Source organism: Stenotrophomonas sp. (assembly GCF_032056425.1).
GTDB lineage: Bacteria > Pseudomonadota > Gammaproteobacteria > Xanthomonadales > Xanthomonadaceae > Stenotrophomonas.
In genome coordinates this window covers 25,808-40,326 of record NZ_DAMBCN010000032.1, presented here as the reverse complement: position 1 = coordinate 40,326, position 14,519 = coordinate 25,808, and the positions used below count along the sequence as shown (strand labels likewise).

At 68.0% G+C, this 14,519-nt stretch carries 14 protein-coding genes and 1 riboswitch; of the genes, 7 read left to right on the top strand and 7 right to left on the bottom strand.

The genetic code is table 11. The features are described from left to right. Positions 1-235: 235 nt before the first annotated feature. The gene (locus RTY46_RS17510) at positions 236-673 is read right to left on the bottom strand and encodes a hypothetical protein (RefSeq protein WP_312709983.1); all 438 of its coding nucleotides are present in this window, start codon (positions 671-673) and stop codon (positions 236-238) included. A 43-nt stretch (positions 674-716) separates the two neighbouring features. Continuing rightward, positions 717-2,591, bottom strand: a complete 1,875-nt coding sequence (locus tag RTY46_RS17505; protein ID WP_312709982.1) for a patatin-like phospholipase family protein — start codon at positions 2,589-2,591, stop codon at positions 717-719. A 163-nt stretch (positions 2,592-2,754) separates the two neighbouring features. Between RTY46_RS17505 and RTY46_RS17500 the strand changes: the two genes are divergently transcribed. The 6 genes from RTY46_RS17500 to RTY46_RS17475 all read left to right on the top strand — a co-directional run bounded on the left by RTY46_RS17500 (position 2,755) and on the right by RTY46_RS17475 (position 9,782). After that, on the top strand, positions 2,755-4,161 hold the full coding sequence (locus tag RTY46_RS17500) for an FAD-binding oxidoreductase (protein ID WP_312709980.1): 1,407 nt from the start codon (positions 2,755-2,757) through the stop codon (positions 4,159-4,161). Positions 4,162-4,504: 343 nt separating this feature from the next. After that, on the top strand, positions 4,505-5,560 hold the full coding sequence (locus RTY46_RS17495) for a bifunctional nicotinamide-nucleotide adenylyltransferase/Nudix hydroxylase (RefSeq protein WP_312709984.1): 1,056 nt from the start codon (positions 4,505-4,507) through the stop codon (positions 5,558-5,560). Positions 5,561-5,624: 64 nt separating this feature from the next. Beyond that, positions 5,625-7,034, top strand: a complete 1,410-nt coding sequence (locus RTY46_RS17490; RefSeq protein ID WP_312709979.1) for a nicotinate phosphoribosyltransferase — start codon at positions 5,625-5,627, stop codon at positions 7,032-7,034. Between the two features lie 96 nt (positions 7,035-7,130). Continuing rightward, positions 7,131-7,348: riboswitch (cobalamin riboswitch) on the top strand. Positions 7,349-7,488: 140 nt separating this feature from the next. Next, positions 7,489-8,160 (top strand): epoxyqueuosine reductase QueH, encoded by a 672-nt coding sequence (locus tag RTY46_RS17485; protein ID WP_312709978.1) that lies wholly within the window; start codon positions 7,489-7,491, stop codon positions 8,158-8,160. 56 nt (positions 8,161-8,216) lie between these two features. Beyond that, on the top strand, positions 8,217-8,843 hold the full coding sequence (gene pncA, locus RTY46_RS17480) for a bifunctional nicotinamidase/pyrazinamidase (protein WP_312709977.1): 627 nt from the start codon (positions 8,217-8,219) through the stop codon (positions 8,841-8,843). A gap of 186 nt (positions 8,844-9,029) precedes the next feature. Then, positions 9,030-9,782 (top strand): NYN domain-containing protein, encoded by a 753-nt coding sequence (locus RTY46_RS17475; RefSeq protein WP_312709976.1) that lies wholly within the window; start codon positions 9,030-9,032, stop codon positions 9,780-9,782. A gap of 23 nt (positions 9,783-9,805) precedes the next feature. Here RTY46_RS17475 and purU read toward each other — a convergent pair whose 3' ends face one another. Next, a complete protein-coding gene (gene purU / locus RTY46_RS17470) occupies positions 9,806-10,657 on the bottom strand; it encodes a formyltetrahydrofolate deformylase (RefSeq protein ID WP_312709975.1) in 852 nt (283 codons plus the stop codon). 60 nt (positions 10,658-10,717) lie between these two features. Further along, positions 10,718-10,972, bottom strand: a complete 255-nt coding sequence (locus RTY46_RS17465; RefSeq protein WP_312709974.1) for a DUF2798 domain-containing protein — start codon at positions 10,970-10,972, stop codon at positions 10,718-10,720. Between the two features lie 122 nt (positions 10,973-11,094). On the opposite strand from RTY46_RS17465, the gene RTY46_RS17460 reads away from it, so the two are divergent. Then, entirely contained in the window at positions 11,095-12,006 is a 912-nt protein-coding gene (locus RTY46_RS17460) for a LysR family transcriptional regulator (protein WP_312709972.1), read from the top strand. Between the two features lie 6 nt (positions 12,007-12,012). Here the strand turns inward: RTY46_RS17460 and RTY46_RS17455 are convergent, their stop codons facing one another. The 3 genes from RTY46_RS17455 to RTY46_RS17445 all read right to left on the bottom strand — a co-directional run bounded on the left by RTY46_RS17455 (position 12,013) and on the right by RTY46_RS17445 (position 14,491). After that, on the bottom strand, positions 12,013-13,116 hold the full coding sequence (locus tag RTY46_RS17455) for an NADH:flavin oxidoreductase/NADH oxidase (RefSeq protein WP_080354675.1): 1,104 nt from the start codon (positions 13,114-13,116) through the stop codon (positions 12,013-12,015). A 120-nt stretch (positions 13,117-13,236) separates the two neighbouring features. Next, the gene (locus RTY46_RS17450; protein WP_312709971.1) at positions 13,237-14,043 is read right to left on the bottom strand and encodes an NAD-dependent protein deacetylase; all 807 of its coding nucleotides are present in this window, start codon (positions 14,041-14,043) and stop codon (positions 13,237-13,239) included. Between the two features lie 43 nt (positions 14,044-14,086). Next, complete coding sequence (locus tag RTY46_RS17445) at positions 14,087-14,491, bottom strand: acyl-CoA thioesterase (RefSeq protein ID WP_049433141.1); 405 nt, start codon at positions 14,489-14,491, stop codon at positions 14,087-14,089. Between the last annotated feature and the right edge of the window lie 28 nt (positions 14,492-14,519).

Sequence of the window (14,519 nt, the reverse complement as noted above, 5' to 3'; positions counted from 1 at the left end):
CGGGGGTCACTTCACCATGGGGGCTTGGCCGCGGCATCCATGCCGCGGACACCCCGCAATCCGACACCGCCCCACCCCTGACAGGTTCCTGCGATCTGATGGAGCGACACGGGGTCAGATCCCATTGCGACGCAACCGGCTATGACCCCATCCGGATGTCGCCGTAGGTAGGTGCCCACCTGGATGGGCACGTTCTGGCCGTGCGCGGAATGCATCCACGCGTGGCGTGGATCTACTAATCCCAATACACGGTCAGTACGCGATGGCCTTCCGAGGGCACGGGGGCGTCAATGTGCTGGCCGTAGGGCCACCCTTCGCCCACGCCGTCGCATTCCAGGCCCTGCAGCCAGCCTTCCACGGTTGCGGCGTCGGCACGGGTCAGCACGTGCACGTTCTCTGCGGCAGGCCATTCGCTGTCGTCTTCCAGCGCGCTGCCCCAGTCCTGGTGCAGGCCGACGTAAACGCCTTCCACTTCGGGCTTTTCAGCGATGGCGGCCAGGCGTGCGTACAGCTCGGCAATCGGCGGGCGGCCGTAGCCGCACTGGTTCGGTGCGATGCACTCTTCGAAATCGTTGCCCTCGAAATATGCGGCCAGCGGCACCACCGGCAGGTGCTCCGGGTCGCGGGCATCGAGGCGTTCAAGCAGGTCCAGCAGTTCCTGGCGGGCAGACATCCAAAACTCCTTGCAGCATGAAGCACGATTGTATCGGCGCCGATCAGTAGATCGGTGTCACCTTCATCTGCGGCAGCGGACGTGGTGCGCCGTCGGTCAGGTCCGGGCCCAGGTCTTCCCAGGTGCGGCCCTGCTCCACCATCTGCGCCCACAGCTGCTGCGAGCCACGACGCTTGTCTTCCGAGCCCAGCTTGTACGACGGCGGCACGGGTTCGCCGCTGGCGACGATGGAGTACGCCGCGCGGTAGGCCAGCACCTGCTGCGCCGGGTCGTCGGTACGCGCCACCTCCAGCGTGTAGCGCTGGTAGGCCGATGCGAGATTGCGCCAGCGGATCCAGTAGTGGTTCTCGAACGAGAACGCGCAGAAGCGTGCGCCGGCCAGGCTGCCCTTGTCGGCGATGCGGCTCAGCACCTCCTGCGGCATGTCCAGATTCATGCCGCCTTCGTCGCCCTGCAGGCTCACATGCACGATGCGGTCGCGGTAACCCGGCGCACGCGCCTGCAGCAGGTCGCGCCAGTTCTGCATGGTGGCCACCACCGCGAACAGGAAGCGCCCGAGCTCGGCCGCAGCCAGCGGCGTGGCGATGGACTGGTAGTGCCGCTGCCAGCCATGACGGTTCTCGGTCGGCAACACCACCGCGCGCTCCAGCGCCTGCTGGCCGGTGGTGCCGTGGCTGACATCCTCGGCGTGCTGCGGGTAGACCAGGTTGATGGCGAAGGTCGGCCAACGTGGCATCGCCGCGTCGAACAGGTGGATCGGGAAGTTGCTGCTGATGCCACCATCGGAAAACCAGCAGATGCGGAAGGCGGTGATGACCGGCCCGCAGGACTGGCCGGCACTGGTCAGCCCTTCCATGCTGTCGGCCACGTTGTGTTCTGCATCGGCTGCGGCCGGCGATGGCTCGCAGCGGCGCTCGCGGCGCGCAGGTTCATGCAGCGGCACCGCGCTGATCAGCAGCGGGAAGCTCAGGCTCATGCGGGTGGCCACCAGTACCGGCAACTGCGGGCCCTGCGGCAGGTGGTAGTACTGCCGGCCGTCCACCGCCACCGGCGCACCGGCGTGGTCGACCAGCCACTGCACCACGCTGGCCGGGAACAACTGCTCGAATTCCTCGCGCAGGAACCAGAACTGCGCACCACCCAGCGGCAGCGTGCGCGGTTCGTTGTGCGATACGCAGGTGGTGATCATCTGCAGGCTGATCGCATGCGGGCTCTCCGGCTCGCCGGCATAGCGCGGCGCGTCGTGCAGGTCCGCGAAGGTCAGCGGCGCATCCAGCGACTTGCCGGACAGCTGCTGCAGGCTGTGGTGCAGCCATTCGGTCAGCGCCGGTTTGCGCGCATCGCGGCCCAGGCCGCTGCACAGCCCCAGCAGGTTGCGCCGTGCCACCCGCGCCACCCGCAGCGCGGCACCGGCCACGCCGGCACCATAGGCGCACAGCAGCGATGGCAGCAGGGTGGCCGCCACACCACTCCAGCCGCCGCCCCACCAGCCCAGGCCGAGCAGCAGCGCCAGCGACACCAGCACTTCCAGCGGGGCGATCTCGAACACGGCCACCGCCAGGCACAGCAGCTTGCGCGGCCAGCCGTAACCACCGGTCAGCGCGACCAGCAGCCGGTAGGCCGCCCGCGCACCGTGCGCCGGCTGGAACAGGCTGTAGATGAAGCCGCGCCGCGACAGCTGCGCCGACACCGTCGACAGGCCACCATAGCCGGCGTCGTCGGCCAGCTGCTCGCCGGCCTGCTGGCGGCGATCGCCATAGGCCGCCGCTGCCGCCACCGCCGCGGCAATGGCGCCGGCCGAGGTGCCACCGATGCTCTTGAACCGATACTCGCGGGCCAGCGCCAGTACCGCATTGGGGTACACGATGCCGCTGGTGATGCCGCCCTTCATGACCAGATCGCAGTACTTGTCTGCCACTACCCTGCCCCCCGCTGACTGTGCCTGAGATGCCACCCGACGCTACGGATGCAGTATGACGCGAAGGCTTCTCACAGCCTGAGAACCCGCCCACCGAAGGGCTACTGGCCGCCCCCGCCCGGCCCGTGCACACTGCGTACAGGACACTCATGCAGGGATTGCCATGACCACCCGTCGCGCGTTCATCGCAGGCTGTGCCGCCGCCACTGCCGCCGCTGCCTGTACCCGGCGCGGCACGCCCGTGGCCAACGACATCAGCCAACTGGAACCCACCGACGTGGCCGGGGTGCGGGCCGTTGCCGAAACGGCTGACGTGCAGGCTGCCCTGCAGCAGCACCGGGGTACGGTCTGCGTGGCCGGCGGCCGTTACAGCATGGGCGGGCAGACCAGCGCGGCCGGCGCCCTGCAGCTGGATCTGACGCCCAGCCACCGTCTGCTGTGGCTGGACGTCGCGCGCAAGGCGGTGCGCGTGCAGGCCGGCATGCGCTGGCGCGCGCTGCAGGAATGGCTGGACCCGCACAACCTGTCGGTGAAGGTGATGCAGAGCTTCAGCAACTTCACCGTCGGCGGTTCGGTGTCGGTGAACTGCCATGGTCGCTACGTTGGCAGCGGCAGCATCGCTTCCACCGTGCGTGCACTGCAGGTGGTGCTGCGGTCCGGCGAGGTGATCGAGACCTCGCGCACGCAGCATCCGGAGCTGTTCGCCGCGGTCATCGGTGGCTATGGCCTGATCGGCGTGGTCAGCGAAGTCGAGCTGGACCTGGCCGGCAACGACCGCATGGCACGGCACATGGAGCGGGTGGCGCTGGCCGATTACCCGCAGTGGTTCCGCGAGAACGTGGCGTCGCGCAGCGATGCGTTGATGCACAACGCCGACCTCATTCCGCCGCGTTTCGATGCACCCGTGACCGTGACCTGGCGGCGCAGCACGGCAGCGCTGACCGACACCCGGCGCTTGATACCCGTGGGTGCGAACTATGCCCACGAGCAGAACATGATCTGGGCCGTCACCGAACTGCCCGGCGGCCCGCAGCTGCGCGAAAGCTCGGTGGTGAAGCAGCAGATGGCCGAACCGCGGGTGATCCATCGCAACCTGGAAGCGAGCCTGGACGTGGCATCACTGGAGCCACGCACGCGCGCGATGTCGACCTACCTGCTGCAGGAGTACTTCATTCCCGTGCGCCACTTCCAGTCCTTCGCCACGCGCATGGCCGCCATCCTGCAGCAGCACCGCGTGGACGCGCTGAACGTGTCGATCCGCCACGCGCCGGCCGATACCACCTCGCTGCTGGCGTGGGCGCGCGAAGAAGTGTTCTGCTTCGTGCTGTACCACAAGCAGCGGCGCTTTCCCTGGAGCGATACGCTGGCCACGGGCTGGACCCGCGCGCTGATCGATGCCGCGCTGGACTGCGGCGGCAGCTACTACCTCCCGTACCGCCCGCATGCCACGCGCGCGCACTTCCAGCGCGCCTATCCGCAGTGGCAGGCCTTGGTCGACATCAAGCGCCAGTACGACCCACAGACGCAGCTGGTGAACCACCTTTGGCAGCGTTACATCGAGGCGCCGTAATGGGGTCAGAGCCCGTTGCGGTGCAACGGGATCCGACCCCGTGCCGTTCCGGCAGATCGCAGAAAACTGTCGAAGGCGGGGTGGGTCCGGTTGAGGGGGCGTGAGCCGCATGGATGCGGCGACCGAGCTTACATGGACGTACTTGCAGCGTCCCCCTCAACCGGACCCACCCCGCCAACCCACGGATAGCCAGCTTTTGAAGTTGACGTTGCAGTTGACGTTGCCTCTGCAGGTGCAGGGCGCAGCCCTGCCGGCAACCCCCACACTTGACCCCCACAACCATCGGCGTAGCATCAGCACCAAGCCAAGGGACAGACCCGCGGCCATCACAACGACATGAGGGATTCTCATGGAATTCGATTATCTGGTCTTCATCGGGCGTTTCGAGCCCTTCCACAACGGCCATGCCGCCGTTGCCCGCCTGGCCCTGAGCCGGGCCCGCAAGCTGATCTTCCTGGTCGGCTCTGCCGATACCCCCCGCAGCCTGCGCAATCCCTGGACCGTGGCCGAACGCGCCGTGATGATCCAGGCCGCCCTCGATGGCAACACCGAACGCCTGCTGATCCGCCCGCTGCGCGACCACCTGTACAACGAAGCGCAGTGGATCGCCAACGTGCAGCGCCAGGTGGCCGAGGCCCTGCGCAACGACGGCGCCGCCGCCGATGCCAAGGTCGGCCTGATCGGCATGGACAAGGACGCCTCCAGCTACTACCTGCGCGAGTTCCCGCAGTGGCCCCTGGTGGACGTGCAGCACACCGCCACCCTGTCGGCCACCGAGCTGCGCCGCTACCTGTTCGAAGCCGGCGATGTCGACTTCCACGGTGCCCTGCTGATGCTGCGTGGCAACGTGCCGCCGCCGGTGTACGACATGCTCGAAGCGTTCCGCAGAAGCGCGCCGGCCTATGGCCAGCTGGTGGCCGAGTACCGCTTCATCGAACAGTACAAGGCGGCCTGGAAGGATGCGCCCTACGCACCCACCTTCGTCACCACCGATGCAGTGGTAGTGCATTCGGGCCACGTGCTGCTGGTGCGCCGCCGTTCGGAACCCGGCAAGGGCCTGTGGGCACTGCCCGGTGGCTTCGTCGGCCAGGAACAGAGCCTGCTGGACAGCTGCCTGCGCGAACTGCGCGAAGAGACCCGGCTGAAGATTCCGCTGCCGGTGCTGAAGGGCTCGCTGAAGAGCCAGCAGGTGTTCGACCACCCCGACCGCAGCCAGCGCGGCCGCACCATCACCCACGGTTTCCACTTCGAATTTCCGGCCGGTGAACTGCCGGCGGTACGCGGCGGCGATGACGCCGACAAGGCACGCTGGATTCCGGTAAGCGAGGCACTGGAGATGGGCCCGCAGCTGTTCGAAGACCACCTGCACATCCTGGAGTATTTCCTGGGCCGCGGCTGACCTGCCCGACCCTCCCCACCGGCGGATAGACCGCCGGTGTCACCGACGCGAAGGAGCTTCCGTCATGCACTACCTCGATAATCTTCTCCTCAATACCGACAGCTACAAGGCCAGCCATTGGCTGCAGTACCCGCCCGGTACCGATGCCACGTTCTTCTACGTGGAATCGCGTGGTGGCCTGCACGACCGCACGGTGTTCTTCGGCCTGCAGGCGATCCTGAAGGACGCGCTGGCACGGCCGGTCACCCACGCCGACATCGACGACGCCGCCGCGGTGTTCGCCGCACATGGCGAGCCGTTCAATGAAGCCGGCTGGCGCGACATCGTCGACCGCCTCGGCGGGCACCTGCCGGTACGCATCCGGGCCGTGCCCGAGGGCAGCGTGGTGCCCACGCACCAGGCGCTGATGACCATCGAATCGACCGACCCGGCCGCGTTCTGGGTGCCCTCGTACCTGGAAACCCTGCTGCTGCGCGTGTGGTACCCGGTCACCGTGGCCACCATCAGCTGGCACGCGCGCCAGACCATCAGCCGCTTCCTGCAGCAGACCAGCGATGACCCGCAGGGGCAGCTGCCGTTCAAGCTGCACGACTTCGGCGCGCGCGGTGTATCAAGCCTGCAATCGGCCGCGCTGGGCGGTGCCGCGCACCTGGTCAACTTCCTCGGCACCGACACCGTCTCGGCGCTGTGCCTGGCCCGTGCGCACTACCACGCGCCGATGGCCGGCTATTCGATTCCTGCTGCCGAGCACAGCACCATCACCAGCTGGGGCCGCGAGCGCGAAGTGGATGCGTACCGCAACATGCTGCGCCAGTTCGGCAGACCCGGCGCGATCGTGGCGGTGGTGTCGGACAGCTATGACATCTACCGCGCCATCAGCGAGCACTGGGGCACCACCCTGCGCGATGAAGTGATCGCCTCGGGCGCGACCCTGGTCATCCGTCCCGATTCGGGCGACCCGGTGGAAGTGGTGGCCGAGAGCCTGCGCCGCCTGGACGAGGCCTTCGGCCACACGATCAACGGCAAGGGCTACCGCGTGCTCAACCACGTGCGGGTGATCCAGGGCGATGGCATCAACCCGGACACGATCCGCGCCATCCTGCAGCGCATCACCGCTGACGGCTACGCCGCCGACAACGTGGCCTTCGGCATGGGCGGCGCCCTGCTGCAGCGGCTGGACCGCGATACGCAGAAATTCGCGCTGAAGTGCTCGGCCGCGCGGGTGGACGGTGTCTGGATCGACGTCTACAAGGACCCGATCACCGATGCCGGCAAGGCCAGCAAGCGCGGCCGCATGCGCCTGCTGCGTCGGCTGGATGATGGCAGCCTGCACACGACGGCCCTGCCCGCCAATGGCGATGACGCGCTGCCGGCCGGCTTCGAGGACGCGATGGTGACCGTGTGGGAGAACGGCCGCCTGCTGTGCGACCAGCGGCTGGACGACATCCGCGCGCGCGCGGCGGCGGGGCGCTGAAGGCACGTCCCGGCCGGGGTCGGATCCCGTTGCAGCGCAACGGGCTCTGACCCCAACCCCCTTGACCCACGCAGCCAACCCGTACACCGTGGGCGCGCCGAAGGTATCCCTCCAGGCGTTCACGCGCAGGGAGGGATTTAAACGGGAATCCGGTGAAGGCGCCTCGCGCGCCCATTCCGGAGCTGCCCCGCAGCGGTGAATGGAAACGAAGCCTGCCAAGAGCACTGGGCGCATGCCTGGGAAGCGGCAGGGAGTAGGTGGGCTGCGGCCCGTGTCCATCAGCCCGAATACCGGCCCCGGCCGGGGGACACGACCGTCCCCTGACTCGACCTGGACTCTCCGCGGGGAGGGTGCCGGGGCCATCGTCGTCCTGCGCGCGCGGGCGGTGTGGCCGCGTGCGTCCTGTTCACGGTGTCCGGCCCGATCCGTTCCCCACGCTGCCACGCACCCGACGATGACCGAGTTCCAACGCCCCGCCCTGTCCCTCCCCGCCGACGGCAAGCGCCTGCTGCTGCATTCGTGCTGCGCGCCCTGCTCGGGCGAAGTGATGGAGGCGATCACCGCCTCCGGGATCGACTACGCGATCTTTTTCTACAACCCCAACATCCACCCGGTGAAGGAGTACGAGCTGCGCAAGCAGGAGAACATCCGTTTCGCCGAGCAGCACGGCATTCCGTTCATCGACTGCGACTACGACACCGACAACTGGTTCAGTCGCGCGCGTGGCATGGAAAATGAGCCGGAGCGCGGTATCCGCTGCACCATGTGCTTCGACATGCGCTTCGAACGCACGGCGCTGTACGCGCACGAGCACGGCTACGACACCATCAGTTCGTCGCTGGGTATTTCGCGCTGGAAGAACATGGCGCAGATCAATGACTGCGGCATCCGCGCCGCGGCGCGCTACGAAGGACTGCAGTACTGGGACTACAACTGGCGCAAGGGCGGCGGCGCCAGCCGCATGGTGGAAATCAGCAAGCGCGAACAGTTCTACCAGCAGGAGTACTGCGGCTGTGTGTACTCGCTGCGCGATGCCAACCGCCACCGCCGCGAAACCGGCCGCGAGCGCATCAAGATCGGCCTGCTCTATTACGGGCAGGATGCGGAGCCGGCCAAGGGCGATTGACGTGCACGCACGGGGCGGCCACGCTGGTCGCCCCCTTCTGTTGTAGTGGAACTGCCATGACCGTCCTGCCCGCCGATGTCGCCCTGCTGGTGATCGACCTGCAGCCGGACTTCATGCCTGGTGGCGCGCTGGCCTGCGCCGACGGTGATGCGCTGGTGGCGCCGATTGCCGAGCTGCTGGCTCAGCGTCGCTACCGCACGGTGGTGGCCACCCAGGACTGGCACCCGGCCGACCACGCGTCGTTTGCCAGCCAGCACGCAGGCGCGCGCCCATTCGAGAGCATCCTGCTGCACGCGCAGCCGCAGACCCTGTGGCCGGACCACTGCGTGCAGGGCAGTGACGGTGCCGCGCTGCACCCGGGCGTGGACTGGAACGTGGCCGACCTGATCCTGCGCAAGGGCACCCGCCAGCAGGTGGATTCGTACAGCGCCTTCCGCGAGAACCACGGCCCGGGGGGCGAGCGCCCGCCGACCGGTCTGGCCGGCTGGCTGCATGAGCGGCGCATCCGCGAGGTGCATGTGTGCGGCCTGGCGCGCGATTACTGCGTGCTGTGGAGCGCGCAGGACGCGGTGAAATCCGGTTTCCGGGTGAAGTTCCTGTGGGACCTGACCCGGCCGGTGACCGAAGCCAACGACGCGATGGTGCGCGAGGCGTTGGCCAAGGCGGGCATTTCGATCATCTGACGCGCGACCGTCGGGCCATGCCCGGCGTTGCCTGATCGTGCCGGTCGCCATGTCGGTTCTGCCGCTTGTGCGCCGCTTCCCGCGGTAACACAATGGGCCATCCAGCCCCTCCAGTACGCCCCCCTACAGATCGCGGGACGGCCGAACCAGGGGCTTTTCATTGGATGAAAGCGGGAAGGCAACGGTATGCCAACGGCAGTTCTCATAGATGGCGGCTACTTCGTCAAGCGATTCCGCCGCATTGAACCTCATAACGCCTACAACCCTGAACGTGCTGCCGAACTGGCACACCGTTGGGCACTGGCGCATCTCACATCCTCGGGTTGCGACAGGCGCGATCTCTACCGCATCTTCTTCTACGATTGCCCACCCTTACGGAAACGGATGCACAACCCCATATCGGGCGTCTGCATTGACTACGCGCGATCACCCGAAGCACTGTTCAGGGTCGCCCTGCATGACGCCCTGAAGCAGAAGCGGAAAGTGGCCTTGCGGCTTGGCCATCTCGCAGACTCCAACGCGTGGACGACCGACTCCCGAACGCTCGATGCCCTGCTGAAGGGCAAGCGCACGTTCTCCGCGCTCCTGCCAAGCGAACTGCATCCGGAGGTTCGGCAGAAGGGGGTGGATATGCGTATCGGCTTGGATATTTCCTCGCTGTCGTTGAAACGACAGGTACGTCAGATCGTTCTTGTCGCTGGTGATTCCGACTTCATTCCAGCCGCAAAGCTCGCGCGGCGGGAGGGCGTGGATTTCGTGCTGGACCCGATGTGGTCAGCGATTCCACCGGGTCTCCTGGAGCACATTAATGGCGTTCGATCCACATGTCCCAGACCTGCCTTCAGGCACGAAACGTGGGGGGCGAAGGCCTCTGCTGCGGGAAGCGATCAAACACATCGCCGGGCATGGCCCGGCGCTGCACAAGGTGATGATCTGTAGCCCGGCGGCCACGCCCCCCGCTGTCAGCGGAATACCACCGTGCGGTGCCCGTTGAGCAGGATGCGGTGCTCGACATGCCGGCGCACGGCGCGCGCCAGCACCTGCGATTCGGTGTCGCTGCCCAGCCGCACCAGATCGCGCGGGGTCATGGCGTGGTCCACGCGGGCCACGTCCTGTTCGATGATCGGGCCTTCGTCCAGGTCTTCGGTCACGTAGTGCGCGGTGGCGCCGATGATCTTGACCCCGCGCGCGTGCGCCTGGTGGTACGGCTGCGCGCCCTTGAAGCTGGGCAGGAAGCTGTGGTGGATGTTGATCGCACGGCCGGCCAGTGCGCGGCACAGCGTGGGCGAAAGAATCTGCATGTAGCGCGCCAGCACCACCAGGTCGATGCGTTCGCGGTCGACCAGATCGATGATCTGCTGTTCCTGCACCGCGCGCGTTTCCGCGTTCACCGGCAAATGGTGGAACGGCACCTGGTAGGACGCGGACAGTGGCGCGAAATCGGCGTGGTTGGACGCCACCGCCGCGATATCCACCTTCAGCTGCCCGCTGTGCGCGCGGAACAGCAGGTCGTTCAGGCAATGGCCCTGCTTGCTGACCAGCACCAGCAGGCGCGCGCGGCGGCGGCCGTCGTGCAGTTGCCAGTCCATGCCGTAATCGGCGGCCAGCGCGGCCATCGCCGCATGCACGGTATCCAGCGGCTGGCTGGCATCGCGGTCGAAATGCACGCGCAGGAAGAAGCGGCCGCTCTCCTCATCACCGAACTGCTGGGCGTCGAGGATGTTGCAGCCGTGGTCGAACAACAGCCCCGACACGCGGTAGACGATTCCGGTGCGGTCGGGGCAGGACAAGGTAAGAATGGAATCAGGGCGCATCACCCCAGTTTAGGGCAGCACCCTGCGGCGGTGCACAATGCTGTCAGATGCAACCGATCTTCAGTGCGGATGCACGGTCAAGGCCACCAGCCGCACCACCAGCGGTCGCACCAGCAGCACGCCACAGAACGCGACCGGCATGGCCATCTGGTAGGCCGCCAGCACCCGCGCCAGGTAGCCGCTGCCCACCCCGGCATTGGCGGCGGTGATGACCAGGCACATCAGCAGCGCCATCAGGCTGGCCATGAAGAAGGCGAACACGAACGGCGTGCTGCGGGCGTGCAGCTTCCAGCGGGGCGAGCGGGGGTGGGCCATGGCACATCGCATCAGGTGAACAGGGCCGGCAGGCTAGCGGCGCGACGCCCCACGCACAGCCCCGCCGCGCTTGGTGCAGACCCAAGCCACGCTTGCCGGTTTCCGTGGCAAGCTGGACGGTCATGAACCTGTTGCAGCTCATCCGCAGCTTCACCCGCACCGCGCAGACCGGCAGCATTGCCGCGGCCGCGCGCAGCCTGGGCATCAGTGCCACCGCCGTGGGCCAGAACATCCAGCGCCTGGAAACCCACCTGGGCGTGCGCCTGCTCAACCGTAGCACCCGGCAACTGGCCCTGAGCGAGGCCGGGGCGCTGTACCTGGCCCAGGTGCAGCACATCGAGGCCGACCTGGCGCGCGCGCAGGCGCTGGTGACCGCCGACGACATCGTGCCCAGTGGGCCGCTGCGCATTGCCAGCAGCCGCGCCTTCGGTCGCCATGTGCTGTCGCCGCTACTGCCGTCACTGCAGCAGCGCTACCCGCAACTGCAGCTGGAACTGCGCCTGAGCGATCGCGCCGTACAGCACGGCCCGGAAACGGTGGATGTGAGCCTGCGCATCGGCGCGCAGCTGGAAGATGGGCTGGTGGCGCGGCCGCTGGCGCGCATCCCGTTCCTGTTCTGCGCCGCACCGGCCTACCTGGCCGCGCACGGCATGCCGCAGGAACCGGCCGAACTGCAGCAGCATCGTGGCCTGCTTCACCGCTTCCCCACCGATGGCCGACCGCTGCGCTGGGGCCTGCGGCGTGGCGATACGCGGGTGGACGCGGCGCTGCCGCCGAGCATGGTCTGCGATGACATCGACGCGCTGGCCGAGCTGGCCGCTGCCGGTGCCGGCATCACCCGGCTGGCCGCCTTCGTGGCCGACCCGTACCTGCGCGATGGTCGGCTGCAGGCGGTGTTCGGCCCGGCCAGCGCGTGGCAGCCGGAGCCGATGGAGGTGTTCTTCTGCGTCAGCGACCGGCGCGATTTCACCGCCCGCATCCGCGCCTTGTTCGAGCACCTGCAGGCCGGCCTGCCGCCGGCCTGGCAGGTATGACCGGCCTCAGCGCGCGCGGAACACGTTGCGGGCTTCGCGCGGTTCGCAGCGCAGGTACTGCGGCGCCGGCACCACGCTGTCACCCAGCGCGGCAGCGGCATGCCACGGCCAGCGCGGGTCGTACAGGATGCCGCGGGCCAGGGCGATGGCATCGGCCTGGTTGTGGCGCAGGATCGATTCGGCCTGTTCCGGCTCGGTGATCAGGCCCACCGCGATGACCGGCATGCGCAGCTTCTTGGCCTTGATCGCCGCGGCGAACGGCACCTGGTAGCCCGGACCCACGCTGATCTTCTGGCGCTCGTCCAGGCCGCCGCTGGACACGTGCAGGAAGTTGCAGCCGCGCGCGTCCAGCACCTGTGCCAGGGCTTCGCTCTGCACCACGTCCCAACCGCCTTCCACCCAGTCGGTGGCGGAAATGCGCACGCCCACCGACACCGTGTCCGACACCGCTTCGCGCACCGCGTCGAACACTTCCACCAGCAGGCGCAGGCGGTTCGGCAGCGAGCCGCCGTAACCATCCGTGCGGCGGTTGCTGAGCGGCGACAGGAACTGGTGCAACAGGTAGCCGTGGGCCGCGTGGATTTCGATCAGTTCGAAGCCCAGGCGCTCGGCGCGCACGGCGCTGGCGGCGAAGGCGGCCACCACCTCGGCAATGCCGGCTTCATCCAGTGCCTGCGGGGCCGGGTCGTTGGCGTGGAACGGCAGCGGCGACGGCGCCACGGTGGGCCAGCCACGGGCATCGTCGGCCGGCAGCTGGCGGCCGCCATCCCACGGGCGTGCGGTGGAGGCCTTGCGGCCGGCGTGGCCCAGCTGGATGCCCAGCGGCATTGGCGACCAGCGCCGTACGCTGGCCAGCACCTGCGCCAGCGCGGCTTCGGTACCGTCGTCCCACAGCCCCAGGTCGGCATAGCTGATGCGCCCGCGCGGTTCCACCGCGGTCGCTTCCAGGATCAGCAGGCCGGCGCCGGACTGCGCCAGGCTGCCCAGGTGCTGGGCATGCCAGTCGCTGGCGCGGCCATCTTCGGCGGAGTACTGGCACATCGGCGCGATCACGATGCGGTTGGACAGGGTAAGCGGGCCGAGGGTGACCGGCGAGAACAACTGGCTCAAGGCGATAGCGACATGCGGAGGGGGTGCGTATTGCACCGCTGCACGGCCTGCGGATCAACCGTCTGGATGGATCGCTGTTTCGCGCGACCTGTCACCGGTAGCGCCGGGCATGGCCCGGCGCTACCGGGTCGCGAAACCCGCCAAGGCCTCGGCGCAGTCGCGTTCATCCTTGAACTGCAGCAGATCATCGGCGCGGGTGCGACCGCGGTTCAGCGCCGCCACCGGCAGGCCGGCCTTGGCCGCGGCCTGCACGAAGCGGAAGCCGGAATAGACCATCAGCGAGGAGCCCACCACCAGCAGCGCATCGGCCTGCTGCAGGTGCTCATGCACCGCCGCTACCCGTTCGCGCGGCACGTTTTCGCCGAAGAAGACGACATCTGGCTTCAGCAGGCCGCCGCAGTATGGGCAGTCCGGCACCACGAACGCGGAAAAATCAGTCTCCAGATCCGCATCGCCATCGGGCGCGATGCCGGCCTCCAGCGCGTCCCAGCCGGGGTTGGCGTCCAACAGGCGCTGCTGAAAATCCCCGCGCCCGCTGCGGCGTTCGCAGCCCATGCAGCGCACCTGGTCCAGCCGACCGTGCAGATCGATCACGTTCGTGCTGCCGGCACGCTGGTGCAGGCCATCCACGTTCTGGGTCAGCAGCACCTGCAGGGTGCCGCGTGCTTCCAGCGCGGCCAGCGCCTGGTGGGTGCCGTTGGGCAGGGCCAGGCCGAAGCGCGGCCAGCCCAGCAGGCTGCGCGCCCAGTAGCGCTGGCGGGTGGCCGCCTCGCCCATGAACGCCTGGTAGGTCACCGGCGGCGTGCGCTTCCACTGGCCGTCGGTATCGCGGTAATCGGGAATGCCCGAGGCGGTGCTGCAGCCGGCGCCGGTCAGTACGAACAGGCGCTGGGCGCGGTCGATGAACTCGGTCAGCGGCGGGGTCATGCCCAGCAGATGGGGGCGCGATGGCGCCCCCGCAAGCGCCGGTTCAGACGGCCTCGGGCAGGCGGGGCACGGCGGTCGGCTGGCCGTCTTCACCCAGCGCGATCATCACGAAGTGGCCGCGGGTGCACAGCTTGCGCTCGCCACTGTGCAGGTCTTCGGCAATCAGCTCCACTTCCACCTTCATCGAACTGCGGCCCACTTCCACGATGCGACCGATGGTTTCCACCATCTGGCCGATGCGGATGGGCAGCTTGAAATCGACCTGGTCGCTGCGCGCGGTCACCACGGTGCGGCGCGAATAGCGGGCGGCGGCCAGGAAGGCAGCCTTGTCCATCCACGCCAGCGCCTGGCCACCGAACAGGGTGCCCATGTGGTTGGTGTGGTTGGGGAAGACGATTTCGGCCATGCGCACTTCGATGGGCGGCACGGTTTCGACGATGGGGGTCATGGCGGTGGCCAGGGTGTGGGGGGGTGCG

Excerpts from the sequence above, each read along its gene's own strand:
- RTY46_RS17510 (WP_312709983.1), bottom strand. The coding sequence starts at position 673 with ATGTCTGCCCGCCAGGAACTGCTGGACCTGCTTGAACGCCTCGATGCC.
- RTY46_RS17500 (WP_312709980.1), top strand. The coding sequence starts at position 2,755 with ATGACCACCCGTCGCGCGTTCATCGCAGGCTGTGCCGCCGCCACTGCC.
- RTY46_RS17490 (WP_312709979.1), top strand. The coding sequence starts at position 5,625 with ATGCACTACCTCGATAATCTTCTCCTCAATACCGACAGCTACAAGGCC.
- RTY46_RS17485 (WP_312709978.1), top strand. The coding sequence starts at position 7,489 with ATGACCGAGTTCCAACGCCCCGCCCTGTCCCTCCCCGCCGACGGCAAG.
- pncA (WP_312709977.1), top strand. The coding sequence starts at position 8,217 with ATGACCGTCCTGCCCGCCGATGTCGCCCTGCTGGTGATCGACCTGCAG.
- RTY46_RS17475 (WP_312709976.1), top strand. The coding sequence starts at position 9,030 with ATGCCAACGGCAGTTCTCATAGATGGCGGCTACTTCGTCAAGCGATTC.
- purU (WP_312709975.1), bottom strand. The coding sequence starts at position 10,657 with ATGCGCCCTGATTCCATTCTTACCTTGTCCTGCCCCGACCGCACCGGA.
- RTY46_RS17465 (WP_312709974.1), bottom strand. The coding sequence starts at position 10,972 with ATGGCCCACCCCCGCTCGCCCCGCTGGAAGCTGCACGCCCGCAGCACG.
- RTY46_RS17460 (WP_312709972.1), top strand. The coding sequence starts at position 11,095 with ATGAACCTGTTGCAGCTCATCCGCAGCTTCACCCGCACCGCGCAGACC.
- RTY46_RS17450 (WP_312709971.1), bottom strand. The coding sequence starts at position 14,043 with ATGACCCCGCCGCTGACCGAGTTCATCGACCGCGCCCAGCGCCTGTTC.
- RTY46_RS17445 (WP_049433141.1), bottom strand. The coding sequence starts at position 14,491 with ATGACCCCCATCGTCGAAACCGTGCCGCCCATCGAAGTGCGCATGGCC.